General features: G+C 64.9%; 22 protein-coding genes. 14 read left to right on the forward strand and 8 right to left on the reverse strand.

Features of this window, described 5'->3' with window-relative positions; all coding sequences use genetic code 11:
- Positions 1–5: 5 nt before the first annotated feature.
- Entirely contained in the window at positions 6–1,115 is a 1,110-nt protein-coding gene (locus tag EVC45_RS22230) for a nitronate monooxygenase family protein (protein WP_129960390.1), read from the forward strand.
- 155 nt (positions 1,116–1,270) lie between these two features.
- Positions 1,271–2,224: a LysR family transcriptional regulator gene (locus EVC45_RS22235; protein WP_129960391.1), complete on the forward strand. Its 954-nt coding sequence runs from the start codon at positions 1,271–1,273 to the stop codon at positions 2,222–2,224.
- A gap of 31 nt (positions 2,225–2,255) precedes the next feature.
- Here EVC45_RS22235 and EVC45_RS22240 read toward each other — a convergent pair whose 3' ends face one another.
- The gene (locus EVC45_RS22240) at positions 2,256–2,966 is read right to left on the reverse strand and encodes an SDR family NAD(P)-dependent oxidoreductase (protein ID WP_129960392.1); all 711 of its coding nucleotides are present in this window, start codon (positions 2,964–2,966) and stop codon (positions 2,256–2,258) included.
- Between the two features lie 187 nt (positions 2,967–3,153).
- Positions 3,154–3,576: a VOC family protein gene (locus tag EVC45_RS22245; RefSeq protein ID WP_129960393.1), complete on the reverse strand. Its 423-nt coding sequence runs from the start codon at positions 3,574–3,576 to the stop codon at positions 3,154–3,156.
- A gap of 195 nt (positions 3,577–3,771) precedes the next feature.
- Here EVC45_RS22245 and EVC45_RS22250 point away from each other — a divergent pair, with 195 nt between their 5' ends.
- The 5 genes from EVC45_RS22250 (at position 3,772) to EVC45_RS22270 (ending at position 9,326) form a co-directional block, all read left to right on the forward strand.
- Complete coding sequence (locus EVC45_RS22250; RefSeq protein ID WP_129960394.1) at positions 3,772–4,209, forward strand: MarR family winged helix-turn-helix transcriptional regulator; 438 nt, start codon at positions 3,772–3,774, stop codon at positions 4,207–4,209.
- 85 nt (positions 4,210–4,294) lie between these two features.
- On the forward strand, positions 4,295–5,857 hold the full coding sequence (locus EVC45_RS22255) for a DHA2 family efflux MFS transporter permease subunit (RefSeq protein WP_129960395.1): 1,563 nt from the start codon (positions 4,295–4,297) through the stop codon (positions 5,855–5,857).
- A gap of 105 nt (positions 5,858–5,962) precedes the next feature.
- Complete coding sequence (locus EVC45_RS22260; protein WP_129960396.1) at positions 5,963–6,400, forward strand: MarR family winged helix-turn-helix transcriptional regulator; 438 nt, start codon at positions 5,963–5,965, stop codon at positions 6,398–6,400.
- A gap of 54 nt (positions 6,401–6,454) precedes the next feature.
- Complete coding sequence (locus EVC45_RS22265; protein ID WP_129960397.1) at positions 6,455–7,975, forward strand: efflux transporter outer membrane subunit; 1,521 nt, start codon at positions 6,455–6,457, stop codon at positions 7,973–7,975.
- Between the two features lie 34 nt (positions 7,976–8,009).
- Positions 8,010–9,326 (forward strand): HlyD family efflux transporter periplasmic adaptor subunit, encoded by a 1,317-nt coding sequence (locus EVC45_RS22270; protein ID WP_129960398.1) that lies wholly within the window; start codon positions 8,010–8,012, stop codon positions 9,324–9,326.
- Between the two features lie 214 nt (positions 9,327–9,540).
- On the opposite strand, the gene EVC45_RS45690 is transcribed toward EVC45_RS22270, so the two are convergent.
- From EVC45_RS45690 to EVC45_RS22290, 5 genes are read right to left on the reverse strand one after another with little or no spacing between them, the layout of a single operon-like run.
- Positions 9,541–9,696: a hypothetical protein gene (locus EVC45_RS45690; RefSeq protein WP_168991511.1), complete on the reverse strand. Its 156-nt coding sequence runs from the start codon at positions 9,694–9,696 to the stop codon at positions 9,541–9,543.
- Positions 9,693–10,622, reverse strand: a complete 930-nt coding sequence (locus tag EVC45_RS22275; protein ID WP_129960399.1) for a LysR family transcriptional regulator — start codon at positions 10,620–10,622, stop codon at positions 9,693–9,695. The genes EVC45_RS45690 and EVC45_RS22275 overlap by 4 nt, the downstream gene beginning before the upstream one ends.
- A complete protein-coding gene (locus EVC45_RS22280) occupies positions 10,622–10,921 on the reverse strand; it encodes a helix-turn-helix transcriptional regulator (RefSeq protein ID WP_129960400.1) in 300 nt (99 codons plus the stop codon). The genes EVC45_RS22275 and EVC45_RS22280 overlap by 1 nt, the downstream gene beginning before the upstream one ends.
- Positions 10,921–11,526, reverse strand: a complete 606-nt coding sequence (locus EVC45_RS22285) for an AraC family transcriptional regulator (RefSeq protein WP_129960401.1) — start codon at positions 11,524–11,526, stop codon at positions 10,921–10,923. The genes EVC45_RS22280 and EVC45_RS22285 overlap by 1 nt, the downstream gene beginning before the upstream one ends.
- A 6-nt stretch (positions 11,527–11,532) precedes the next feature.
- Positions 11,533–14,397, reverse strand: a complete 2,865-nt coding sequence (locus EVC45_RS22290) for a 2-oxoglutarate dehydrogenase E1 component (RefSeq protein ID WP_129960402.1) — start codon at positions 14,395–14,397, stop codon at positions 11,533–11,535.
- Positions 14,398–14,801: 404 nt separating this feature from the next.
- On the opposite strand from EVC45_RS22290, the gene EVC45_RS22295 reads away from it, so the two are divergent.
- The 5 genes from EVC45_RS22295 (at position 14,802) to EVC45_RS22315 (ending at position 20,976) form a co-directional block, all read left to right on the forward strand.
- Positions 14,802–15,773, forward strand: a complete 972-nt coding sequence (locus EVC45_RS22295) for a GlxA family transcriptional regulator (protein ID WP_129960403.1) — start codon at positions 14,802–14,804, stop codon at positions 15,771–15,773.
- Complete coding sequence (mug, locus tag EVC45_RS22300) at positions 15,760–16,341, forward strand: G/U mismatch-specific DNA glycosylase (RefSeq protein WP_129960404.1); 582 nt, start codon at positions 15,760–15,762, stop codon at positions 16,339–16,341. Before EVC45_RS22295 ends, mug begins: the two co-directional genes overlap by 14 nt.
- Positions 16,342–16,759: 418 nt before the next feature.
- On the forward strand, positions 16,760–18,367 hold the full coding sequence (locus EVC45_RS22305) for an MFS transporter (RefSeq protein ID WP_129960405.1): 1,608 nt from the start codon (positions 16,760–16,762) through the stop codon (positions 18,365–18,367).
- 12 nt (positions 18,368–18,379) lie between these two features.
- Positions 18,380–19,456, forward strand: coding sequence for an HlyD family secretion protein (locus EVC45_RS22310; protein ID WP_129960406.1), 1,077 nt, complete (start codon positions 18,380–18,382; stop codon positions 19,454–19,456).
- The gene (locus EVC45_RS22315; protein ID WP_129960407.1) at positions 19,453–20,976 is read left to right on the forward strand and encodes an efflux transporter outer membrane subunit; all 1,524 of its coding nucleotides are present in this window, start codon (positions 19,453–19,455) and stop codon (positions 20,974–20,976) included. Before EVC45_RS22310 ends, EVC45_RS22315 begins: the two co-directional genes overlap by 4 nt.
- Positions 20,977–21,050: 74 nt before the next feature.
- Here EVC45_RS22315 and EVC45_RS22320 read toward each other — a convergent pair whose 3' ends face one another.
- Positions 21,051–21,971 carry a LysR family transcriptional regulator gene (locus tag EVC45_RS22320; RefSeq protein WP_129960408.1) on the reverse strand — a complete coding sequence of 307 codons (921 nt, stop codon included), beginning with the start codon at positions 21,969–21,971 and terminating at the stop codon, positions 21,051–21,053.
- A 97-nt stretch (positions 21,972–22,068) separates the two neighbouring features.
- Between EVC45_RS22320 and EVC45_RS22325 the strand changes: the two genes are divergently transcribed.
- Together EVC45_RS22325 and EVC45_RS22330 are read left to right on the forward strand one after the other, a co-directional pair.
- Positions 22,069–23,343: an MFS transporter gene (locus EVC45_RS22325; protein WP_129960409.1), complete on the forward strand. Its 1,275-nt coding sequence runs from the start codon at positions 22,069–22,071 to the stop codon at positions 23,341–23,343.
- Between the two features lie 48 nt (positions 23,344–23,391).
- Positions 23,392–23,592, forward strand: coding sequence for a copper chaperone (locus tag EVC45_RS22330; protein WP_129960410.1), 201 nt, complete (start codon positions 23,392–23,394; stop codon positions 23,590–23,592).
- Positions 23,593–23,709: the final 117 nt, after the last annotated feature.

Genomic DNA, 23,709 nt, shown 5'->3' on the forward strand with positions numbered 1-23,709 from the left:
ACGACATGAGCACTCAAGCGGACAATCGCGCGTTGCTGCGCACGCTCGGCATCCACAAGCCGATCATTCAGGCGCCCATGGCCGGCGTCACCACGCCGGCGCTGGCCGCCGCGGTGTCGAACGCCGGCGGTCTGGGCTCGCTCGGCGTTGCCGCGATGAACGCGGAGAACGCGCGCCGCGCGATCCAGCAGACCCGCGAGCTGACGACCAAGCCGATCAACGTCAATGTGTTCTGTCATCGTCCGGCGACACCCGATGCCGCCGTCGAGCGCGCATGGCTAGACTGGCTCGAACCGGTGTTCGGGCAATACGGTGCGACGCCGCCGCAAGCGCTCTCCGAGATCTACACGAGCTTCGTCGTCGATACCGCGATGCAGGCGATGCTGCTCGCGGAGAAGCCGGCCGTCGTAAGCTTCCATTTCGGCTTGCCGTCCGATGCGGTGATCGCGCAACTGAAGCACGCGGGGATCCGTTTGCTGGCGAGCGCGACCAATCTGGACGAAGCGGCGGCGGCCGTCGAGGCGGGGGTCGATGCGATCGTCGCGCAGGGCATCGAAGCGGGCGGTCATCGCGGCGTGTTCGACACGACCGGGCGCGACGAGCGCCTCGGCACGTTCGCGCTGACGCGTCTGCTGGTGAGCGAGTTCGACCTGCCCGTGATCGCGGCGGGCGGCATCATGGACGGCGCCGGCATCGCGGCCGCGCTCGCGCTGGGCGCGCAGGCGGCGCAATTGGGCACGGCCTTCGTCGCGTGTCCGGAAACCTCGATCGACGACGGCTATCGCCGCGCGCTGCTCAGCGATGCGGCACGCTCCACGACGTTCACGTCGGCCATTTCGGGGCGCCTCGCGCGCAGCATCGTCAATCGCTTCACCGCGCTCGGCGAGGACCCGCAAGCCCCGCGCACGCCGTCCTATCCGATCGCCTATGACGCGGGCAAGGCGCTCAATGCAGCTGCCAAGGCCAAGGGTGAGTTCGGTTACGGCGCACAATGGGCGGGCCAGGCCGCGCCGCTCGCGCGTTCGTTGCCCGCCGGCGAACTGATGGCGCAACTGGAGCGCGAAACGCATGAAAGTATCGAGCGGCTGCAATCGGTGTGGAGCCGGGCAGGCTGACTTTCATGCGTCGCATCGATTGAAGACATCGGCACGCGTGGTACGGGCGCGTGCCGATGTTCGGTTTGCTTTCAGCATCAGTTCCGTGCCTACGCGTTCGGTCCCGCGCGGCAGAGATAGATGAGTTCTTGAGCAAAAAGTAGAGGGAGACCGGCATGCAACGCAAATTCGACGATCTGCTGCTGGGCAGCATCGAACTCTTCTGCCTCGCGGCGGAGCTCGGAAGTTTTACGCTCGCGGCCAATGCCGCGAGCGTCACGCCGGCGGCCGTGAGCCGCTCGGTGGCACGGCTCGAGGAACGGCTCGGCGTGCGCCTGTTCGTGCGCACGACACGCCAGATCCGTCTGACCGACGCGGGGCGGCGCTACTTCGAGCAGTGCCGCGAGGCGCTGTCGCAACTGATGGACGCCGAGCGCGAAGTGACGGGCGAGCAGACCACGCCGGCCGGCGTGCTGCGCATCAGCATGCCGACACCGTACGGGCACTATCGCGTGTTGCCGCTGCTGCCGGCGTTTCGCGAACGCTATCCGCAAGTCCAGATCGAGACGCACCTGAGCAACCGCAACATCGACTTCGCGGACGAAGGTTTCGATCTCGCGATCCGCGGGCGCGCGCCGGCCGATTCGAACCTCGTCGCGCGCAAGCTCGAAGACGCGGAAATGGTCGTGGTGGCGACGCCCGCCTATCTGAAGCGCGCGGGCGTGCCGAAAACCGTCGAGGACTTGCAGGCCCACGAGTGCATCCAGTTCGAGATGCCGAGCAGCGGACGCCATCTCGCGTGGACCTTCGAGGGCTCGACGGAAAATGGCGACGTGCTGACGACCGGAAGCTATGGAACGTCGGGCGACGCGCTTGCCGGTGTGACGCTCGCGCGGGCTGGCGCGGGCCTGTTTCAGACGTATCGATTCGTCGTCGCGGACGACCTGCGCGAAGGCCGGCTCGTGGAAGTGTTGCGCGAAGCGGGCGGGCGCACGCGGCCATTCATCCTGCTTTATCCGCACGCGCGCTATCTGACTTCGCGCGTGCGGGCTTTCGTCGAATTTCTGATCGAGCAGTTGGCCAAACCCGCGGCGCCCCAAACGCCCGCGCCGCGCGAGCGCGCACACTGAGCGGCGCGCGCGTTTTCATCGCATGCCCGGCTCAGTGGCCCGCGCTCTGGCCACCGTCCACGTGCAGGATCTCGCCGGTCACGAACGGCGCCGAGTCGAGATAGACGATCGCATTGACGATGTCGCTCATCTCGCCCATATGCCCCATCGGATGCAATGCGCCAAGTGCCGCGTGGGTTTCGGGCGCATGCATCGGTGACTTGATGATGCCGGGCGAAACCGCGTTGGCGCGAATGCCGCGCTTCGCATACTCGATCGCGAGCGAGCGGGTCGCGGCAACGAGGCCGCCCTTAGTCAGCGAGGCCAGCACGGACGGCACGCCGTCGATCGCGTGATCGACCAGACTCGTCGTGATGTTCACCACGTGTCCGCGCTCATGCTTCTCCATCTCGGCAATCGCGAGCTGCGTGATGTAGAAAAATCCCGCGAGATTGATGCCGGTGACCGTCGCGTAATCTTCGGCGGTGTATTGGGTGAACGGCTTGGCCACGAAAATGCCGGCATTGTTGACGAGCGTATCGACACGACCGAAATGCGTGACGGCTGCCTCGATCACGCGTCGAGCGGTGGCCGGATCGGCGATGTCACCGGCTACCGTGACGAGGTTGGGATCGTCGGACGGTTTGATGCTGCGCGATGTCGCGACCACGTTGTGGCCGAGTGCGCGAAATGCCTTGACCGTTTCGGCGCCGATGCCTTGCGATGCACCCGTGACGACGATGACTTTGGGAGAGTGACTCATAGTGAACCTCGAAGTAGGTTGGATCAGCAATCTGTGATCGGATTGATGTCTCCGATGGTTCCTAATTTATGCAGTCGCGCTCCGCTTTTGAACACAAGGCCTGGACAAACAGTTGTGAGCCGCAGGAACAAAAGGTCAGCGATTCCGTGTCTCGGCGCTGGTCCTGTCATTGCGGGGCTCACCATGTTCAGGATGGCCGGGCCCGCGGGTCGTGGTCGAACTCGAGCCTGATGCCGCCCGGCTCGTACACCATCGTGTGGCGTTTGGGCCCCGGGCCGAGGTTTTCCGGCGCAAATTCGATTTGCACACCCGGCCACGCGGACACGCGCGAGAAGATATCGTTGAGCGCCTCTTCACTGCCCACGCGCAACGCAAGATGATGCAGCCCCACATGGACCTTGCGATCGAATTCGACGAGGCGGGCTGGATCGGTGACCTGCCAGAGCGTCACCATCACATGTCCGTCCGACACGAACGCAGCCGGATAGGCGGGTCTTTCTCCCACCTGCTGCCAGCCAAGACATTGCACGAAGAAGTCGCGGGTGAGGTTCAGATCGCGGACGGTGAGTCCGACGTGATCGATACCCAGCGTAAGCGGCTTGTCAGTCATCGTTCTGTCCTCCTGAAGAGAGAGCGCGCAGCGCCCGAATCCATGCCGGAAACAATCTAGCCCCGAGGAATTGCGGCGATTGTCGTCGTCGGCTCAATTCAGTTTTTACACCATGTAGCGCATACGACCAGGAAATCCGCTTGCATAAATCTGCATAGTCAAATATATTGAAGTCAGATATCGAGGAGGCGAGCGATGGACGATTCGATCAACGACGACTTCGAGCGGACGCAGCAGCTGATGGCCGTGCTGGGCCAGGCCCGTCAGCTGATTGCAAGCGAACTCAGGGCGGGACTGGTGGATGCAAGGCTGAATTTGCAGGAGCGCGGCGTTCTGCTCGCGCTGGCACGCGGGAGCGTGAATACGCCGGCCGCGCTGTCGAAACTGGCTGGCGTCCACCCGGCCCGCATGACCCGGGTGCTGGACAAGCTCGAACACAGCGGACTGGTCGAGCGCGTGCGCAACGGCAAGGATCGCCGTCTCGTCGATGTGTCATTGACGCAGAGCGGGCAGGCCGTCGCGGCCCGGAATACGCGGGTTGTCGAGGGAGCGTGGAGCGAGCGGCTTGCGCATTTCTCGAAGTCGGACTTCGACGCGCTGAGCCTGCTCCTTTCAAGACTGCTGGACCGCTGAGGCGGTATTTTTTTAACCATTTATCTGACATTGCAGATAATCGCCTGCCAACGACGGGCGCTGCGAACCGAGACGAGGACGTCACATGAATCCATCGACCAACCCAGGCGCGCCAGCCCAGCTGACTGGCGCGAAGTTTGCCATCGGCACCTTTGCCGTGGCGCTCGCCACCTTCATGAACGTGCTGGATTCGTCGATCGCCAACGTCGCGATTCCGACGCTGTCCGGCAACCTCGGCGTGTCGATCGACGAGGGCACATGGGTCATCACGCTGTTCGCCGCGGCCAACGCGGTGTCGATTCCGCTGACCGGGTGGCTCACGCAGCGCGTCGGCCAGGTCAAGCTGTTCGTCTGGGCGATCCTGCTGTTCGTGCTGTCGTCGGCGGCGTGTGGCCTCGCGCCGAACCTGCCGGTGCTGCTCGTCGCCCGTATCGTGCAGGGTGCCGTGGCGGGGCCGCTGGTGCCGTTGTCGCAGGCCTTGCTGCTCGCGTCGTTTCCGAAGGAAAAAGGTTCGAGCGCGCTGGCGCTGTGGGCCATGACCGCGACGGTCGGGCCCATCGCAGGGCCGGCACTCGGCGGCTGGATCACCGACAGCTATAGCTGGTCATGGATCTTCTACATCAACGTGCCGGTCGGCCTGTTTGCCGCGGGCGCGATCTGGGCGATCTACCGCGACCGCGAGACGCCGGCGCGCAAACTCCCGATCGACAAGGTCGGCCTGATCTCGCTGATCGCATGGGTCGCGCCGCTGCAGATCATGCTCGACAAGGGCCGCGACCTCGACTGGTTCAGCTCGCCTGTGATCTGGGTGCTCACCATTGTCGCCGCGATCAGCTTCGTGTTTTTCCTGATCTGGGAATTGACTGAGGAAAAACCGATCGTCAACTTGCGGTTGTTCGCCAAACGCAACTTCCTCGGCGGCACGATCGCGATTTCGGTTGCCTACGCGATCTTCTTCGCCAACCTCGTGATCCTGCCCCAGTGGATTCAGGGCTTCCTCGGCTACCGCGCGGTCGACGCGGGGCTCGTGACCGCGCCGCTCGGCATTTTTGCGGTGATCCTCGCCCCGGTGATGGGCAAGATCATGCCGCGTTCTGACATGCGGGTGCTTGCCACGCTTGCGTTCGCCGGATTCGCCGCGGTGTTCTTCATGCGCTCGAACTACACGACCGACGTCGACGCGTGGACGCTCGTGCTGCCCACCTTGCTGCAGGGCATTCCCACCGCGCTGTTCTTCACGCCGCTCACCGCGATCATCCTGTCGGGCCTGAAGCCGGAGGAGATTCCTGCGGCCGCGGGTCTGTCCAATTTCGCGCGGATCTTTGCCGGCGCGGTGGGCACGTCGCTGATGAGCAACGCGTGGAACGACCGTACGATTCTTCACCATGCGCGGCTTGCCGAGCAATCGAGCGTGGACAATCCTGGCTTTACCGGCGCGATCGCGCACTTGCAGGCCGCGCTGGACGCGGGCGTTCCCAAGGCCACGGCCTTTTACGAGGCCTCGCTGAACGCGCAGGCCACGATGCTGGGCCTGAACGACATCTTCTGGATCTCGGCGGTGATCTTTGTCGTGATCATCCCGCTGATCTGGATCACGAAACCGACCAAGGGTGGTGCCGCGGGCGCGGCCGCCGCCGGCGGACATTGAACCCGATTGGGCAACCCGGTTAAGGCGGAAATTGAAACACAGTATTCTCCTTGACATTATCTGATAATGCAGATATTGTTTAAATCAACAAGGAGGAACACCGCCATGGACCACTACACGACGAAGAACTTTATGCTTACCGACAGTATCGGCTTCAGGCTTGTGAAGGCTCGCAACGTTGTCGTCGCGGAAATGGACGCGGCGTTGAAGGAGCTCGGGATCAACGGCCAGCAAATGGGCATCCTGCTTTCGGTTAAGCAGAATGTGGCAACCACGCCTTTCGAGCTGTCAAAGCTGCTCGGCATCGACACCGGTCTGATGACACGGATGCTGGACAAGCTGGAAGCGAAGGGACTGCTGGAACGTTCGCGCGATCCGCAAGATCGCCGCGTGGTCAATCTGACGTTGACCGCGGAAGGGCAGAAAATCGCCGCGCGGATTCCGGAAATCGCACCGCATGTATTGAACGCCCGCTTGCGCAAATTCACGAAGGCCGAGTTTGCCGAGCTGGACCGCCTCCTTCGCAAGTTCACAGGCGAGTGAGCGGCGCGGCCGTGGGCCGCGGTTTTTTCACCCATTAATCTGATTTGTCAGAAAATGAAAACGCAGACTTCCAAAGCAAACACCGTCGGCCGTTCGCTGAAGCTCGGTGTTTCGGTGATCTCCTTCGCAGTGCTGGCTGCATGTGCAAACTATGCGGGCATCCACAGCGACAAGCAGATCGATCAGCCGCAACAGCTGGCAACGACCCAGAGCCTGCCGCAGGAGCATGGGAACTGGCCGTCCCCGGACTGGGTCGACCAGTTCGGCGACGCGCAACTGAAGGCGTTGATCGCCGAGGCGCTGCAAGGCAGCCCGACGCTTGCCCAGGCGCGCGCACGAGTCGAACAGGCGCAAGCCTATAGCGAAACGGCGAAGGCGAACACGCTGCCGCGCGTCGACGCTTCGTACTCGCTGACGCGCCAGCAGTTCAGCGGCAACGCGCTGATTCCGCCGCCCTATGCGGGCTCGTGGCAGACGGAGAACAAGGGGCTGCTCAGCGCTTCCTACGATCTCGATCTGTGGGGCAAGAACCGCGAGGCGCTGCGAGCAGCCGTCTCGGAGACGTCCGCGAGCGAAGCCGACGAGCAGGTCGTCAAGCTCACGCTCGACACCTCGATCGCCCGCACTTACAACGAGCTGGCGCGGCTCTACGCGTTGCGCGATATCGCGCAGCAGGAAGTTGCGCGGCGCGAGCAGATCGACCGCATCACCGCGGGCCGCATCGCCAACGGGCTCGACACCGAAGTGGAGCGCAAGACGGCCGACGCGAATCTGTCCACCAGCCGTGCCCGTGTCAGCGCGCTCGACGGCAGCATCCTGACCACCCGGTATCAACTGGCGGCGTTGCTCGGCAAGGGTCCCGATCGCGGACTCGCGATCACCCGGCCGACGCTCGGCGTCGGCGACGAAGTGCGTCTGCCGGACAACCTGCCGGCCGATCTGCTGGGCCGGCGGCCCGACATCGTCGCGGCGCGCTGGCGCGTCGACGCGATCACGCATGAGGTGAAGGAAGCGAAGGCCGAGTTCTATCCCGACATCAACCTGAGCGCCGCGATCGGCCTGGACGCGTTCGGTTTCGGCCGCTTCCTGAACGCCGCGAGCCGCACGGGTTCGATCGGCTCGGCGATCCATCTGCCGATCTTCGACGGCGGCGAGCTGCGCGCGCAGTTGAAGGGCCGCTATGCCGAGTTCGACTATGCGGTGGCGACCTACAACCAGACGCTGATCGGCGCGCTGAGCAGCGTGGCCACGCAGGTCGCGCAGATCCGCTCGAGCGACGCGCAGCTCGGCGATGCGCAGGCCGCGCAGCAGGCCGCGAGCGATGCCGATCGGCTGGCGACCACGCAATACAAGGCCGGCCTGACCAACCAGTTGACCGTGCTCAATGCCGACGTCACCGCGCTGAACGCCGACGAGGCGATCGCCAATCTGAAGATGGACCGCCGCGACCAGCAGATCGAGCTCGCGTCGTCGTTAGGCGGCGGCTATGTCGATACGTCGGCCACGACCGACCATCACGCGGACACCGCCGCCGCCCCCACCAGTCAAGTCAATCCCACGGTTGCCGCACGTTGAACGGCACGCCAGGAAACCTATCAGGAGCACTGCAATGAGCGATTCGATCACGACCGACCGCGAACTGGCGGATCAGGAAGCCGTACAGAAGACCGGCGCGCAAGCGCCCGCCACCCCGCAGGGCGACAGCAAGGCCACGCCCCCGGCAAGCCGCAAGCGCCTGATCGCGCTGCTCGGCGCCGCGGTGGTGCTCGCGGGCGCAGCCTACGGCGGGTACTACTACACCGAGGGCCGCTATCACCAGGAGACCGACGACGCGTACGTCAGCGGCAATCTCGTGCAACTGACGCCGCAGGTCACCGGCACGGTGATCGCGGTCAACACCGACGACACGCAGATCGTGAAGCAAGGCGACCCCGTCGTCACGCTCGATCCGGCCGATGCGAAACTGGCGCTCGCCGATGCCGAAGCGCAACTCGGCCAGACCGTGCGACGCGTGAGCGGCCTGTACGTCAACAACGACTTCTACGCGGCGAACGTCGCGCAGCGCGAAGCCGATCTGGGCCGCGCGCGAGACGACCTGCACCGCCGCGAGGCGGTCGCCGACACGGGCGCCGTGTCCGCCGAAGACATCGCGCACGCCCGCGACGCGGTCAGCGTCGCACAGGCCGCGCTCGATGCCGCGCGTCAGCAAGGCGAAGCCAACCACGCGCTGACCGACCGCACCACGGTCGAACAGCATCCGGACGTGCAGGCCGCCGCCGCGAAAGTGCGGACCGCGTGGCTCGCCTATGCGCGCGATACCTTGCCGGCGCCGGTGACCGGCTACGTCGCGCAGCGCCGGGTTCAGGTCGGTCAGCGGGTCGCGCCCGGCACGCCGCTGATGGCGATCGTGCCGCTCGACGGCGTATGGGTCGACGCGAACTTCAAGGAAGTGCAGCTCAAGCAGATGCGGATCGGCCAGCAGGTCACGCTGACATCGGACGTCTACGGTAGCCGCGCGCGCTATCACGGGCGTATCGAGGGCTTTTCGGCCGGCACCGGCAGCGCGTTCGCGACGCTGCCGGCGCAGAACGCCACCGGCAACTGGATCAAGATCGTGCAGCGGCTGCCGGTGCGCATCGCACTCGACCCGGCCGAACTGGCCGCGCATCCGCTGCGTATCGGCCTGTCGATGACGGTCGATGCCGACACCCGCGACCAATCCGGTTCGCAGTTGGGCGCGGCGCAGAACACGCGCTATAGCACCGATGTTTTCGCGAAATACGATGCGCAGGCCGACGCCGAGATCGACAAGATCATCAAGCAAAACGAAATGGTCTCCCGCGCGATGGCCGCGCAACCCCAACCGCAATCGCCGTCGCAACCGCAACGCGTGGCGTCGCACGAGCGCAAGGCAACTGCGGGTTGAAGCGCGTCACGCGCAGCCTGCCGCAACTCAGGGTGAAGCGGCAGGTCACCGGGGCGGGGCTCTCAGCAACCGAGCGCCGCCTCATCTTCGGCCCATGCCAACGGCACGGCCTCGCGTAGAAAATCCACGATAGTTCTGGGCAGAGGCGCATTGAAGCGAGTCACGCTCAGCCTGCCGCGACACAGCGTGAAGCGGCAGTTCATCGAGGCAGGGCTCAACGGTCGAGCGCCGCCTCATCTTCGGGCCATGCCGACGGCACGGCCTCACGCAGGAAATCCAGCAAGGTTTTGAGCAACTGCGGGTTGAAGCGCGTCACGCGCAGCCTGCCGCGACACAGCGTGAAGCGGCAGGTCACCGGGGCACGGCTCAACCGTCGAGCGCCGCCACGTCCTCGGCCAATGCCGACGGCACGGCCTCGCGCAGGAAATCCACGAAAGTTCTGATTTTCGCGTCCAGATACTGGCGCGACGCGTGCACCGTGTAGGCCGTCAGTTTCTGCAGCCGATACTGCGGCAGCACGCGAACCAGTGCGCCGCTTTCGAGCAGAGGCAGGGCGTTCGGCATCGGTAGCGCACCGATGCCCACCCCCTCGCGCAGCGCGACGCCGAGCGCGTCAGGCAGGTTTATTTCGATCGCGGCTCTCGGCAGCTCGACAGTTTCACGGCCGTTGGGGCCGTCCAGATGCCAGCGATCGCGCGGGAAAATCGACATGACGAGCTGCAGGCACGTGTGACTCCGAATCTCCTGCACCGTGCGCGGCGTACCGCGCGCGCGCAGATACGCGGGCGCCGCACAGAGCACGCTGTGGACGTCGCCGAGCCGATGCGAAACGAGCCCCGAGTCGGGAAGGTCCGTCGCACTCAATCGAAGCATCAGGTCATAGCCATCGTCGAGAAGATCCGGCGTGCCGGACGATAACGTCAGCTCGACCGACACGGCAGGATAGCGCTCGTGGTAGCGGACCGCCGCCGGCACCAGATAGGTCGTGCCAAAGCCCGGCGACGCATGCACGCGCAGCCGCCCCGAGGGTCTGACTTGCGCATTGGCTGCCTCGGCGTCGGCCTCGTCGACAGAGGCGAGTATCTGATGGCAGCGCTCCAGATATCGCTCACCCGCCTCGGTCAGTGCGAGGCGCCGGGTACTCCGGTGCAGCAGACGGGTGCGCAAATGCGTCTCGAGTTGCGCCACCGCCCGCGACGCGTTGGCGGTCGGAATGTCCAAGCGCGAGGCCGCTGCCGTGAAGCTTCCTTCTTCAGCAATGCGGACGAAGATCCGCATCATGTTGAGTTTGTCCATTACAAATGCACGCGAATCTGTTCGGTAAATGTCCGGATCACTTCCTCATTGCGCGACAGGAAGATCCATTGGCCGACCCGCTGCGGAACCAGAAGTCCCGCTTCGACGAGCACGGCGACATGCATCGATACCGTCGACTGGGCCAGACCGCTGCGGGCCTGGATCGCGTGCACGGGCACGCCGCGGCCACGGTACACATGGTCGTCCGCAAAGGTCTCCGCAGGGGCTCTCAACCACCCGAGAATGTCACGCCGCAGCGGATTCGCGAGGGCCTTGTGAATCAGGTTCGTGTCTATCATCAATTCATCCGTGCGCGTCTCGCGCTACCTGCCGGCGGCGTCAACAACGCCGTGGCGATCGTTCCCGCGGCCTGTTCGCCGAGGTCTTCCCGCACCAGCGACAAGGCGAGGTGGATGCCCGCACTCGCGCCGCCCGACGAATACAGGTTGCCGTCCTTCAGGCAGCCTGGATTCGACATCACATGAACCAGCGGATATTCGGCCGCGAGGCGTCGAGCATCGCGCCAATGGGTGGTCAGCCAGCGGCGATCGGCGAGACCGGCTCTTGCCAGCAGAAACGCGCCGTTCGAAATGCAGGCGAGCCGGTGCGCACTGGGTCCCGCATCGCTCAACCAGTCGACGAGTTCACGATGCTCAGGCGCAGAACTGACCACCGGGGACCCGGGCACGACGACGATATCGAACGGCGGGTGCGTATCGAACAGGCATTCGGTCGTACCCACGGCCGTCCCGTTCGAGGAAAGCACCGGCCCGGGCGACGGCCCGATCAGATGCGATTCATAGAGGACCCCGCCATACAGGCGGTTTGCCTGATGAAACACATCCATCGGACCGCTGATCTCGAGCAGCTGAAATCCCGCGTAGAGCATCATCGCGACACGCATACGCACTCAGCCGGTGAACGCTCGCGACACGAGCGCGGATTGTGTCGCCACGTGCGCCGCATGCGACCCCGGCGCGGTCGATGCGGTTGCATCGGGTCCCGCATACAGCAACGTCGTGCCGGAAGGCAGAAGCTCGCGCAGCCGCGGCTCGGCGAAACTCCATGCGCCCTGGTTGCGCGCTTCCTCCTGGCACCAGACCACGGTCTTCAGCTTCGGATAGCGGGCAAGCTCGGCGGCCAGTTGTTGCGCCGGAAACGGATAGAGTTGCTCGACCCGGATGATCGGGGTGTCGGTCATCCCAGCGCTGCGGCGATGCTCGAGCAATTCGAAGTAGACCTTGCCGCTCGTCACGATCACACGCTCGACTTTGGCCGCGCGCGCTGCATCGATCTGACCGTCCGGCAGTACCGCGCGAAATTCGCCGTGACTCAACTCATCGAAGGTGCTGGTCGCTTCCGGGTGGCGCAGCAGCGACTTCGGCGTCATCACGACCAGCGGGCGCGGTTCGGCGGCACGGGCCTGCGTCAGCAGCAAATGGAACAGCTGCGCGGGCGTGGTCGGTTGCGTCACCCGCATATTGTCCTGCGCACCCAATTGCAGGTAGCGCTCGAGCCTCGCCGACGCATGCTCGGGGCCCTGGCCTTCCTGCCCGTGAGGCAGGAACAGCGTCAGGCCGCTATGTTGTCCCCACTTGGCCGCGCCCGACGCGATGAACTGGTCGATCACCACCTGCGCACCATTGGCGAAGTCACCGAATTGCGCTTCCCAGATCACCAGCGCGTTGCGATTCACCGTCGAATAGCCATACTCGAACGCCATCACGGCGGCCTCGGAGAGAATCGAGTTGGTCACGGTGAAGCGGCCTTGCGCTGCGCCGATATGATCGAGCGGAACATAGACCCCATCGGGACGATTCATCCGGGTCTGATCGTGAAGCACCGCGTGCCGGTGGTTGAAGGTCCCGCGTGCGCTGTCCTGGCCGCTCAGTCGGACACTGACCCCGGCCGCGAGCAGCGACGCGAACGCCAGATGCTCGCCCATGCCCCAGTCGAGCAGGCGTCTTCCGGCGGCCATCTCCTGACGCCCGTTCATCATCTTTTTGACGAGCGGATGCAGCGTCAGGTCCGCGGGGACGGTCGAGATCCGCTGCGCGAGGCCGCGCAGCTCGTCGGCCGACGGCACGAGGTCGCGGGCCGCACCTGGATCCTGCACGGCTGGGCGCGAGCGCTTGCCGGCTTCCTCGTGTAGCGGCGAAGCATAGGAACCGACGGTTTCGTGCGCGCGTTCGAGAAGTTCGCGACGCGCGCTGACGTAGCCCTGCGCCTCCTCGGCCGTCAGCACGCCTTGCTGGATCAGCCGGTTCGCGTAGCGTGTTCTCACGCCCGGATGATTCGCGATCGCGCGATACATCAGCGGCTGCGTGATGCCGGGCGTGTCCTGTTCCTGATGCCCGTACTTGCGAAAGCAGACGAGATCGATGACGACGCTGCGTTTGAAGGTGCTGCGATAGTCGAGGGCGAGCTGCGCCGCCATCGCGACCGCTTCGGGGTCGTCGGCGTTGACGTGCAGGATCGGCGCCTCGATCATCTTCGCGACGTCGGTCGTATAGAACGACGAACGCGTGTCGCGCGGATCGGAAGTCGTGAAACCGATCTGATTGTTGACGACCACGTGGACAGTGCCCCCCGTGCCGTGTCCGCGCGTATAGGAAAGGCTCAGCGTTTCCATCACCACGCCCTGTCCGCTCATCGCCGCGTCGCCGTGGATTTCCACCGGCAGCACGTCGCCGCCGTCGTCGCTGTCGGCCAGATCGTCCTTCGCGCGTGCCATGCCTTGCACGACCGGATTGACGATTTCCAGATGCGAAGGGTTGAACGCGAGCATCACTTCGACCGGTCCGTTATCGGTCTCGACCGAACTCGTAAAGCCCTTGTGATACTTGACATCGCCTGCCGTCAGTTTTTCGGTTTCCTTGCCGTCGAATTCGTCGAACAGCGCGCGCAGCGGCTTGCCGACGACATTGACGAGGACGTTCAGACGGCCGCGGTGCGCCATGCCCATCACGAGCGCGCGCAGTTTCTTCGACGCGCCGTACCGGACCAGCTCATCGAGCAGCACGATCAACGACTCGCCGCCTTCGAGCGAGAAGCGCGTTTGTCCAACGTAGCGCGAGTGCAGGTGTTTTTCGAGCCCTTCGGCTGCGCTCAAACGTTCCAGCAGGCGCAGTTTCTCCGCGGCCGGCAGCGATGGCGTGGCGCGCGTGGATTCGAGCCGCATCTGCCACCAGCGCCGCTGCTGCGCGTCGGTGAGGTGCATGAACTCGGCGCCGAGTGTGCCGGTGTATGTTTGTTCGAGCGCGGCAAGGATATCCTTCAGCGTCGCGTCGTCCTCGAAGAGATACGTATCGGCGGTGCTGAAGGTGGTCGACATGTCGGCGGCCGACAGGCCGTAGTAGGCCGGCGTCAATTCGGCGTAGGAGCGCGGCGGGGTCCAGGCGAGCGGGTCGAGATCGGCCACGCGCGTGCCGATCATCCGGAATGCGGCGATCAGCGTTTGCACCGCCACCTGCTTTCTCGCAAGGCCCAGAGCGTCGGCGGTCGGCCGGCTTCCCTCGCGACCGGCCTCGTTGCCCGTCGCGACGACGGCACGCGGCGTTCGCTTCGCCAGCTCGACGAAGTTCGAGATCACCGGTGCGTGCGGCTGGTCGTCGCGATCGCTGCCATCGATGGCGGGGGTGTCGCGCAACGCGTCGAACCACGCCCGCCACTCGGCCGTGACCGTGCTCGGGTCATCGAGGTAAAGCTCATATTGCTCTTCGACGTAGGGGGCGTTGCCCCCGAACAGGAAGGAGCTCTGACGTTCCTTGAACATGATGAATCTGCCTTGTTCGCTGTGCGGTCGTGAGCCGGCCGCAACACATGGAGTGACTGCTATCGCTGCTTGTCGTCGCCCGCGCTACAGCCAGGCATCGACGCGCGTCACAAGCGCCATCCCAAGCGGAAGACTTCCCGGCAAGCCCAGGTGATGTCCGGGGCCGCCGTCGTGTACACAGTCTAGTTAATCGATGCTGTGGCGCAAACGCACGGATGGTGCGCTCGACTGCCAACTAGTGATAATTTTGGGCCAGGCACTTCGTCGAGGCGCATCGTCGTGAAGATGGATTTGTTACCTCCAGACACAATAGTTTTTCCAGACGCTGACGGCATGAACGGCCGCCGATGCGCTAAGCTGCGCCACGGCATCGCAAACATAGTTCCCACCTGGAAGGTCACGGCATGAAAGTCGCCATTGTTATATTCGATGGTGTGCAGGCGCTGGATGTAGCTGGCCCACTCGATGTGTTCGCCGAGGCGAATGCGTTTCTTCCCGAGCATCAGCGCTACGAGGTCAGCCTGGTGGGGCGCGAGGCGGGCAACGTGACCTGCTCGAATGGCATGCAACTGGCGGTTTCGTTCGGCTATGCCGACCGCGACATTCAATGGGACCTGCTGCTGGTTGCGGGCGGGCCACAGTTGCCCGATACGCTGCCGTCGAATGAATTCCTGACGTGGTTGCAGAATCAGGCGCGCAGCGCGAGCCGCTTCGGCTCCGTGTGCAATGGTGCATTCGTGCTTGCGCATGCGGGGCTCCTCGATGGCAAGGAGGTCACGACGCACTGGTCGAACGCGCAGCGGCTGTCCAATGAATTTCCGCAAGCCAACGTGCAGCCCGACAGGATCTTCGTTCGCGACGGCCGGCTTTTCACGTCAGCCGGCGTGACGTCGGGCATCGATCTGTGTCTGGCGCTCGTCGCCGAGGACTGGGGGCACGAGCTCGCGGTGCGGGTCGCGAAGCGTCTGGTCGTGTATATCCAGCGCGAAGGCGGTCAGTCGCAGTACAGCCCCTATATCGGCGCGGGCAAGGACGAAGATCCGATCCTCCACAAGGTCTATCGATACGTGAGCGAGCATATTACCGAGACGCTCTCTATCGAGGAACTGGCGAGCGCGGCCTCGGTGAGCCGTCGCACGTTGTCGCGAGTATTCGCGAAGCACGCGAAAGTGACGCCTTCGGTATTCGTCGAGCAGGTGCGCGTCGACACCGCGAGGAAACTGCTCGAGGATAGCGATGCGCCGCTGAAGACGGTCGCGTTCAATTGCGGCTTTCACAACGCCACGCATATGCGCACGACTTTCTCGCGGCGGCTCAACGTCACGCCGAAGCAGTATCGGATGCGATTCAGAGGGGAGGAGAGTGCGCAACAGTGAGTCCATCGCGGCGCTGACCGACGTGTCGTCGGTCGACAACGACGATGCCGCGCAATCCCTTCAAGACATTATCCGGCCCGGCTTGTCGATCCTTTTCTGCGGCATCAACCCTGGATTGCTCGCGGCGTCGACGGGGCACCACTTTGCAGGCAGGGGCAACCGGTTCTGGCGAGTGCTTCATCGCGCAGGCTTCACGGACGACGAGTTTCGCCCCGAGGACGACCGTCGATTGCTGGACCATGGATATGGTCTGACTGCCGCGGTTGCACGTCCCACGGCTCGCGCGGACCAATTGTCGAAGACGGAGATTCAGGCCGCCGCGGCGCAGTTCGAACTGAAGATCCGACACTACGCGCCGCGATTCGTCGCGTTTCTCGGCAAGATGGCGCTCGCCGAGATGTCCGGCCAGCGTGATATCGAATGGGGCTTGCAAGCCCGCGATTTCGGCGGTGCTCGCGCGTGGGTGCTGCCCAACCCAAGCGGCCTGAACCGGTCGTTCAGCCTCGATGCGCTCGTGAGCGCGTATCGCGAGCTCCGCATTGCGGCGGAGTCGTCGCTTCCCGACTAGGTGCGGTTGCCACCGACCGCGCGCTGCTGGCCTTCGCGGCTCCGTAAGCCGCATCTCCCGCTTTGGCCCCAACACATACGGGCCAGTTCCAGTCAGCCTGTAACGGCCAATCGCGCATCTGCGTTCCGCTTGTCTCAAGCCACCGCGTAAAAGGAATGGCCGTGACGAACCACTCTGGTTCGTCGCGACGCGCGCTTTTGCGCCCATGCCGAGCGCGCGACGCACAGTGGGTCGACACAGCGCGGCCTGGCAAATTTTCCGCACTAGATGGCCCAAAACCTGCCATGCCGAAGCTTTCAGAAATCGGCTCGATCTCTGACAATTAAGTATCTGATGAACAGCAACGTAAAACAGCGAACCGACAGCTGACTATCGGCATCTGGCAGTACAGCTAACTAAACGAGGGCGGGTGAAACCTATGACGACTGAAACGGAAGCGCCGAGTATCCCGCAATCGCTGGAGCGCAGTGCTGTGCACGCGGTAGCGGCGCCGCCCCGGACGGCTCCCGCGCAGGCGCCGTTTACGGCGCGCATCGCGCTCGGGCTCGTCGGCATGTTGTTCGCGTCGCTGCTGGCGATTCTCAACGAGCAGGTCACCGCGGCCGCGATGGCTGATATCCAGGGCGCATTTCTGATCGGACATGACGACGGCACGTGGCTCACCGCGCTATTCGAAGCAGCGAACGTCGCGACGATGGTGTTTGCGCCGTGGTTCGGCATCACGTTCACGCTGAAGCGATTCACGATCGGCGCCGTACTCGCGACGATGCTCTTCGGCCTGCTGTGCCCGTTCGCCCCGAATCTGCCGACGCTTTACGCGCTGCGGATTCTTCAGGGCGTCGCGGGCGGATGTCTTCCGCCGATGCTGATCATCGTGGCGCTGCGCTATCTGCCGCCCAATCTGAAGCTGTATGGCCTTGCCGGCTATGCGCTGACAGCGACCTTCGGGCCGGCCCTCGGCACCCCGCTCGCCGCGTTGTGGACTGAGTTCGTCAGCTGGCGCATGGCGTTCTGGCAGATCGTTCCGCTCGGCGTGCTGTGCTGCATCGCGATTCAGCGGGGGCTTCCGGCGGATCCGCTGAAGCTCGAACGGTTTCGCTCGTTCGACTGGATCGGCTTCGTGACCGGATTTCCCGCCGTCGCGATGCTCGTGACCGGTCTTTTGCAGGGCGATCGTCTCGACTGGTTCGATTCCGGCTTCATTCGCGTGATGTTCGGCGCGGGGACGCTGCTGCTCGCCGCATTTCTCGTCAACGAATGGTTCGAACCGGTGCCGTTTTTCAAGCTGCAACTGCTTGCGCGCAGGAATTTCACGCATGGACTGTCGACCCTGGTCGGCACCGTGATCCTGCTGGTGGGCGTCGCGGCGATACCCGGCCAGTATCTGGCGAAAGTCCATACCTACCGACCGCTGCAGACCGCGCCGCTGTCGCTGTTTCTGGCCGTCCCGCTGTTGGTCACGCTGCCGCTGACGGCCGCGTTGCTGAATACGCGCCGCGCCGATCACCGCTGGGTGATCGCCACCGGTCTCGCGCTGATGCTTGCTACCTGTGTGTTGGGAAGCTTCATGACCTCGGAGTGGATCCGCGACAACTTCTACCTGCTGCAATCGTTGCAGATCGTCGCGCAGCCGCTGGTGATCATGTCGATCCTGATGGGCGTGACCACGGGGCTGCCGCCCACCGAAGGTCCGTTCGCTTCGGCGATGTTCAATACCGTCAAGACGTTTTCCGCGGCGGTGGCAAGCGGGCTCATCGAAGGCGTGGGAACCGCGCGCGAGCATTTCCATTCGAGCATGCTGGTCGACCAGCTAGGCAACCGCCCGCTGATGGCGAACCAGGGCTTCGAAGCGAACTACGGTCTGGGTCAGCTCGCGCACCGGCTCCACGAACAGGCGGTCGTGCTGACTTCCGCCGATCTGTACCGCGTGATGGCGTGTGTCGCCATTGCGCTTCTCCTACTGGTTCCAGTGCTGCCGGTGCGCATCTATCCGCCGTGGAGCACGACGCCGCCTTCTTCGCATTGAGAAACGATTCCCATGTCAACGACTATGCCATCCCCATTGAAGATCTTTCGTATCGCCGCGGTCATCGGCGTCGTCGGCCTCGCTGCATGGGCCGCGACGAGGCTGCTCGCGAGCCCGACGACCGAGTCCACCAACGACGCCTACGTCACCGCGGACTTCACGCTCGTCGCGCCGCGCGTCCCTGGCCAGATCACCGAGGTACTGGTCAACGACAACGAGGACGTCAAGGCGGGCCAACTGCTCGTGCGCATCGATGACCGCGACTTTCGCGCGGCATTGATGAGCGCCGAGGCGGAAGTGGTCGCGGCGAAGGCGTCGGTGGCGAACTTCGATGCGGAGATCGCGCGGCAGCCGTCGCTGGTCGAGCAGGCGCGCGCGACGCTGCGCGCCGACGACGCCTCGCTCGGTTTTGCGCGGGCCAACGCGTCGCGCTACCAGAACCTTTCCGACGCCGGCGCGGGCACGGCGCAGGAGCAACAACGCGCGTCGAGCTCGCTCGCGCAGCAGCTTGCGCAGCAGTCGCACGACCAGGCGGCGTTGCTGGCCACCGAGCAGAATCTGGACGTGCTGCGCACGCAGCGCGACAAGGCCGCGGGCGCGCAGCAACACGCCGAGGCGGCGCTCGAGCAGGCCAGGCTCAACCTGTCGTACACGGAGATCCGCGCGCCCGTCGACGGCAAGGTCGGCCGTCGTTCGGCGCGGGTCGGCGCATTCGTGACGCCCGGCGCGCCGGTGCTGGCGATCGTGCCGCTGTCGGATGCGTACGTGGTCGCCAACTTCCAGGAGAGCCAGATCACCAATATGCGCCCGGGTGAACGCGTGCGCGTGACCGTGGACAGCCTGCCCGGCGTGGTGATCCTCGGCCGCATCGATAGCCTCGCGCCGGCGACCGGCGTCGCCTTCGCGCCGATCGCGCCCGACAACGCCACCGGCAACTTCACGAAGGTGGTGCAGCGGGTGCCCGTCAAGATCACGATCGATCGCGGACAGGCGAGGGCGTCCGCGTTGAGCGTGGGGCTGTCGGTCGAAGCGGACGTCATGGTGGGCCGCGGTGGCGAAGGGACGGCCGAGGGAGCGGAACGGGAATGAACACGAGCGAATACTCTCTGCGCGCGCTCATCGCGGCGCTTCTGAGCTGTGTCGCGCTGACGGCGTGCACGGTGGGTCCGAACTTCGAACGTCCGCAAACTGCCACGCCGCAGGTCTTCGAGCGCACGCAAGCCGCGCAGTCGCCGAGCCGGGCCGTGCAAGCCCAGTTCGGTCCGGATTGGTGGACGCTGTTCAACGATCCGGTACTGAACGATCTGGAAAAGCAGCTGGCGGACGCCAACCTCGACGTCGCAGCGGCTTCCGCGCGTTTGCTGCAAAGCCGGGCCGAGCGTCGCGTGGTCGGCGCCGCCGAATACCCGACGCTCGACGGCGCCGTCTCGTACAACCGCGAACGCGGCAGCGAAAACGGCATCCTGTCGCTGCTCGGCGTCACGCCGACGCAGAGCCAGCCGCAATCGGCTTCGGGCAGCGCGCCGCTCGGCGTGGCGGCCATGCCGGGCTCCAAGGGCTCGCCCGCCTACAACCTGTATCAGGCCGGCTTCGATGCGTCCTGGGAGGTCGATTTGTGGGGACACGTGCGCCGCAGCGTCGAGGCGGCGACCGCGATGTCGCAGGCCTCGTACGAGGACCGCAACGCGGTGCTGTTGAGCGCGCGCGCGGAGCTGGCGCGCGACTATGTCGAGCTGCGCGACACGCAGGATCTGCTGCAGATCGCGAAACAGAACCTCGACATCGCCAACGACGTGCTGAAGCTCACGCGGGTTCGCGCGCATGAAGGCGTCACGACCGATCTCGACGTGTCGAACGCCGCCGCGCAGGTGGAAAACATCGAAAGCCTGATTCCGACGCTGGAGTCGCGCAGCGAGACCACGATCAACGCGATCGGGCTGCTGCTCGGGCAGGAACCCGGTGCGCTGCGGCAAACGCTTGCCGACCCGCGCGAGGTGCCGGTGCTGCCCGCGCAGGTGCCGATCGGCTTTCCGTCCGAGCTCGTGCAGCGGCGCCCCGATATCCGCAAGGCGGAGGCGGACCTGCACGCGGCAACCGCGAGCGTCGGCGTCGCGAAGGCCGATTTCTATCCGCGCATCACGCTGAACGGCAGCGCGGGCTTTCAGAGTCTGCAGTTGTCGAACCTCGCCAGCTGGGCGTCCGGGCAGTTCGTCGTCGGGCCTTCGATTACGCTGCCGATCTTCGAGGGAGGCCGTCTGAAGGGCACGCTGCAACTGCGCGAAGCGCAACAACAGGAAGCGGCGATCGTCTACAAGCAGACGGTGCTGCGCGCGTGGCGGGAAGTCGACGATGCGCTCGTCACCTACGACGCCGAACAGCAGCGCCGCGATCGGCTCGCCACGGCCGTCGGCATGAACGAGCGCGCGCTGGCGGTGGCGCGGGAACGCTACAAGGCGGGCGCGCTCGACTATCTCGACGTGCTGAACGTGCAGCGGCAATTGCTCGAAGCGCAGAGCAATCTGCAGAAGAGCAAAGCCACCGCCGCGACCAATCTGATCACGCTATGCAAAGCGCTGGGCGGGGGATGGGAGTCGACCTACGGCGGCTGACGAAGGGCTCGGCGAAAAGCGTGGCTGACGTGGCCATCGTGTCCGGAGTAAAGAGCGCAGCGACGCGTGCGCAGTCAGGTTTCGCCGACGCCGATCGGCTCGCCTGAGATGCGCGCGTGTAGCCGCGGCGTCGCGAAGTCGAGGAACGCGCGCAGCTTCAAAGGCAACGGCGTTTGCCCCGCGTGCACCAGATGGATCGGCAGCGGCGTCGACTCGAACGCTTCGAGCACGACACGAAGTTCCGTCGCGCGGATCGCGTCCGCCACCTGGTAGGAGAGCACACGTATCAGCCCGACGCCGAGAATCGCCGCCGCGATCGCGGCGTCCGCCGTGTTCACGGCGAGGCGCGATTGCACCGGCACGGACAGCACGGACTTGCCGGACCCGAAGGTCCAGGCGCGCGTCGACTCGAGCGCTTCGAACGTGATGCAGCGATGCGCGCCGAGATCCGCCGGTCTGGCCGGCACACCGTGCGCATCGAGGTACGCGGGACTGCCGCAGATGACCCGGCGCACCGCGCCGACGCCTCTCGCGACGAGCGTGCTATCGGGCAATTCGCCGATCCGGATCGCGACGTCGGCATGCTCGTCCAGCAGATGCACGACGCGGTCCGTCAGCACGAGATCGATGTCGATTTCCGGGTAGTGCGCCAGAAAATCCGCGACGACCGGCACGACATGCAGACGGCCGAAAAGGACCGGCGCGGTGACCACCAGCTGGCCCCTGGGTGCCGCGTATTCGCCCGTTGCGGCGCGCTCGGCCTCGCCGATCTCTTCGAGGATGCGCCGGCACGCGGCGACGTATGAACCGCCGGCTTCGGTCAACGAGAGCTTGCGCGTCGTGCGGTGAAGCAAACGTGTTTTCAGATGCGATTCGAGTTCTCCAACCTTGCGGCTGACCGTGGCGAGCGGCAGGTCGAGCCGGCGCGCTGCCGCCGACAGACTGCCGGCGTCCACGACCGCGACGAGGATGGACATTGCTTCGAGACGATTCATGACCCTATCGATAAATGGAAGGATGAATCTCGATACTGATGGATTCTCTTGATCAACGCAAGCGCGTAACGTTCATGAGTGGAAGCCGGAGCGCGGCATGTGGCCGCAAAAGCCGGAGCAAATAAACAACAAGGAGCCTGCAGTGCGCGACTCAACCCACCTCACCGATCGACCCGCCGCGCCCGCATTCGCGTCGCGCGGCAAGATCCTCATGATGGCGATCGTCGCCGGCGCGGTGATCACCAACATTTACTGCACGCAGCCGATCCTGCCGCTGATCGCCGCGGGTCTGCGCGTCGACGTGACGACGGTCGACCTCGTCGCCGCCGCAGCGCTGCTCGGCTTTTCGAGCGGGCTCGCGTTGCTGCTGCCGCTCGGTGACCGCTTCGACCGCCGCAAGCTGGTGCTGATCCAGATCGCGCTCGCCTGCGTGCTCGGCGTCGCGGCGGCCGTCGCGCCCGGCATCTGGGCGCTCGTCGCGGCGTCGTTCGGCCTTGGCATCGTGAGCTGCGTTCCGCAGCAGCTGGTGCCGTTCGCCGCCGTCATGTCGATGCCGAGCGAGCGTGGGCGTAACGTTGGGACCGTGGTGAGCGGGATCATGGTCGGCATCCTGGCCGGCCGTACGATCGCCGGCGTGATCGGCGCGGCGTACGGATGGCGCGCGGTGTACGGCGCCGAAGCGGCCTTCATGGTGCCGGTCTGGATCGCGGCCGCGGCACTGCTGCCACGCGGCGTGCCGTCGACGGATCTATCCTATGGGCGCCTGCTCGCTTCGTTGTGGCCGCTCGCGCGGGATAACCGGCCGATCCGCGAATCGATGCTGATTCAGGCCTTGCTGTGGGCCTGCTTCAACGCGTTCTGGGTCAATCTCGCCGCGCTGCTCGCGAGCGGACCGTGGCATCTCGGCAGCGCGTGGGCGGGCGGCTTCGGCGTGATCGGCGCGGCCGGCGCGTTTGCGGCTTCACTCGGCGGCAATGCGACCGACCGCGTCGGCTTCCGCAAGGTGATCGGCGCGAGCATCGGCATCGTCACGCTGTCGTATCTGCTGCTGTCGGGCGCGGCGAGCTCGCTCACGCTGTTGATCGTGGGCGTGATCGTGCTCGATATCGGCGTGCAGTCCGGCCTCGTATCGAATCAGACGCGCGCGTTCGCCGTCGATCCGAAAGCGCAGGGCCGCATCAATAGCCTTTATATGACGGCCACCTTTTTCGGTGGTGCGGTCGGTGCCACGGTCAGCGGCTGGTTGATGACACGCTATGGCTGGACCGGCATCGTCGTATTCGGCATCGCGCTCGGCATGCTCGCCGCCGCGATTCACTGGATGGGCGCGAATCGGGGGACGGTGGTCGACGTCCAGGCAACCCCCGATTGATCGCGCGTTACCGCCTGGTTCGAACGTTGTTGACTGGAGAGGTGAATCATGAAGTTCTCGATGAAAACTGCAATCCGCACAGACGATACTCCGACGATCGTGCATGCGATGAAGTCGGTCGATCCCGACGCGAAAGTCGAGGTCGATGTTGGCGCGCAAAGCGTGAGCGTCGACTCGTGGCTGATGCCCGAGGAGTTTCTCGTCGCGTTCTACGACGACAACTACGAGGTGAAGATCAAGGAGTGGTGACGCGAACGACGCTCGAGCGCTCGAGCGCTCGAGCGCGTTTCGCGGAGGGCGGATCGCCAACGGCGGGAATGCGCCGCGCTGCGGCGCGATGGCCGTCGCGATTCGAAGCCGCTTCGA

The sequence above is a fragment of the Paraburkholderia sp. UYCP14C genome (assembly GCF_004197395.1).
Classification (GTDB): domain Bacteria; phylum Pseudomonadota; class Gammaproteobacteria; order Burkholderiales; family Burkholderiaceae; genus Paraburkholderia.

Coding starts and splice junctions, on each gene's coding strand:
- EVC45_RS22270 (WP_129960398.1), top strand. CDS start 8,010: ATGAGCGATTCGATCACGACCGACCGCGAACTGGCGGATCAGGAAGCC.
- EVC45_RS22275 (WP_129960399.1), bottom strand. CDS start 10,622: ATGGACAAACTCAACATGATGCGGATCTTCGTCCGCATTGCTGAAGAA.
- EVC45_RS22305 (WP_129960405.1), top strand. CDS start 16,760: ATGACGACTGAAACGGAAGCGCCGAGTATCCCGCAATCGCTGGAGCGC.
- EVC45_RS22235 (WP_129960391.1), top strand. CDS start 1,271: ATGCAACGCAAATTCGACGATCTGCTGCTGGGCAGCATCGAACTCTTC.
- EVC45_RS22265 (WP_129960397.1), top strand. CDS start 6,455: ATGAAAACGCAGACTTCCAAAGCAAACACCGTCGGCCGTTCGCTGAAG.
- EVC45_RS22230 (WP_129960390.1), top strand. CDS start 6: ATGAGCACTCAAGCGGACAATCGCGCGTTGCTGCGCACGCTCGGCATC.
- EVC45_RS22240 (WP_129960392.1), bottom strand. CDS start 2,966: ATGAGTCACTCTCCCAAAGTCATCGTCGTCACGGGTGCATCGCAAGGC.
- EVC45_RS22255 (WP_129960395.1), top strand. CDS start 4,295: ATGAATCCATCGACCAACCCAGGCGCGCCAGCCCAGCTGACTGGCGCG.
- EVC45_RS22315 (WP_129960407.1), top strand. CDS start 19,453: ATGAACACGAGCGAATACTCTCTGCGCGCGCTCATCGCGGCGCTTCTG.
- EVC45_RS22290 (WP_129960402.1), bottom strand. CDS start 14,397: ATGTTCAAGGAACGTCAGAGCTCCTTCCTGTTCGGGGGCAACGCCCCC.
- EVC45_RS22330 (WP_129960410.1), top strand. CDS start 23,392: ATGAAGTTCTCGATGAAAACTGCAATCCGCACAGACGATACTCCGACG.
- EVC45_RS22245 (WP_129960393.1), bottom strand. CDS start 3,576: ATGACTGACAAGCCGCTTACGCTGGGTATCGATCACGTCGGACTCACC.
- EVC45_RS22325 (WP_129960409.1), top strand. CDS start 22,069: ATGTGGCCGCAAAAGCCGGAGCAAATAAACAACAAGGAGCCTGCAGTG.
- EVC45_RS22260 (WP_129960396.1), top strand. CDS start 5,963: ATGGACCACTACACGACGAAGAACTTTATGCTTACCGACAGTATCGGC.
- EVC45_RS22285 (WP_129960401.1), bottom strand. CDS start 11,526: ATGCGTGTCGCGATGATGCTCTACGCGGGATTTCAGCTGCTCGAGATC.
- EVC45_RS22295 (WP_129960403.1), top strand. CDS start 14,802: ATGAAAGTCGCCATTGTTATATTCGATGGTGTGCAGGCGCTGGATGTA.
- EVC45_RS22250 (WP_129960394.1), top strand. CDS start 3,772: ATGGACGATTCGATCAACGACGACTTCGAGCGGACGCAGCAGCTGATG.
- EVC45_RS22320 (WP_129960408.1), bottom strand. CDS start 21,971: ATGAATCGTCTCGAAGCAATGTCCATCCTCGTCGCGGTCGTGGACGCC.
- EVC45_RS22280 (WP_129960400.1), bottom strand. CDS start 10,921: ATGATAGACACGAACCTGATTCACAAGGCCCTCGCGAATCCGCTGCGG.
- EVC45_RS22310 (WP_129960406.1), top strand. CDS start 18,380: ATGTCAACGACTATGCCATCCCCATTGAAGATCTTTCGTATCGCCGCG.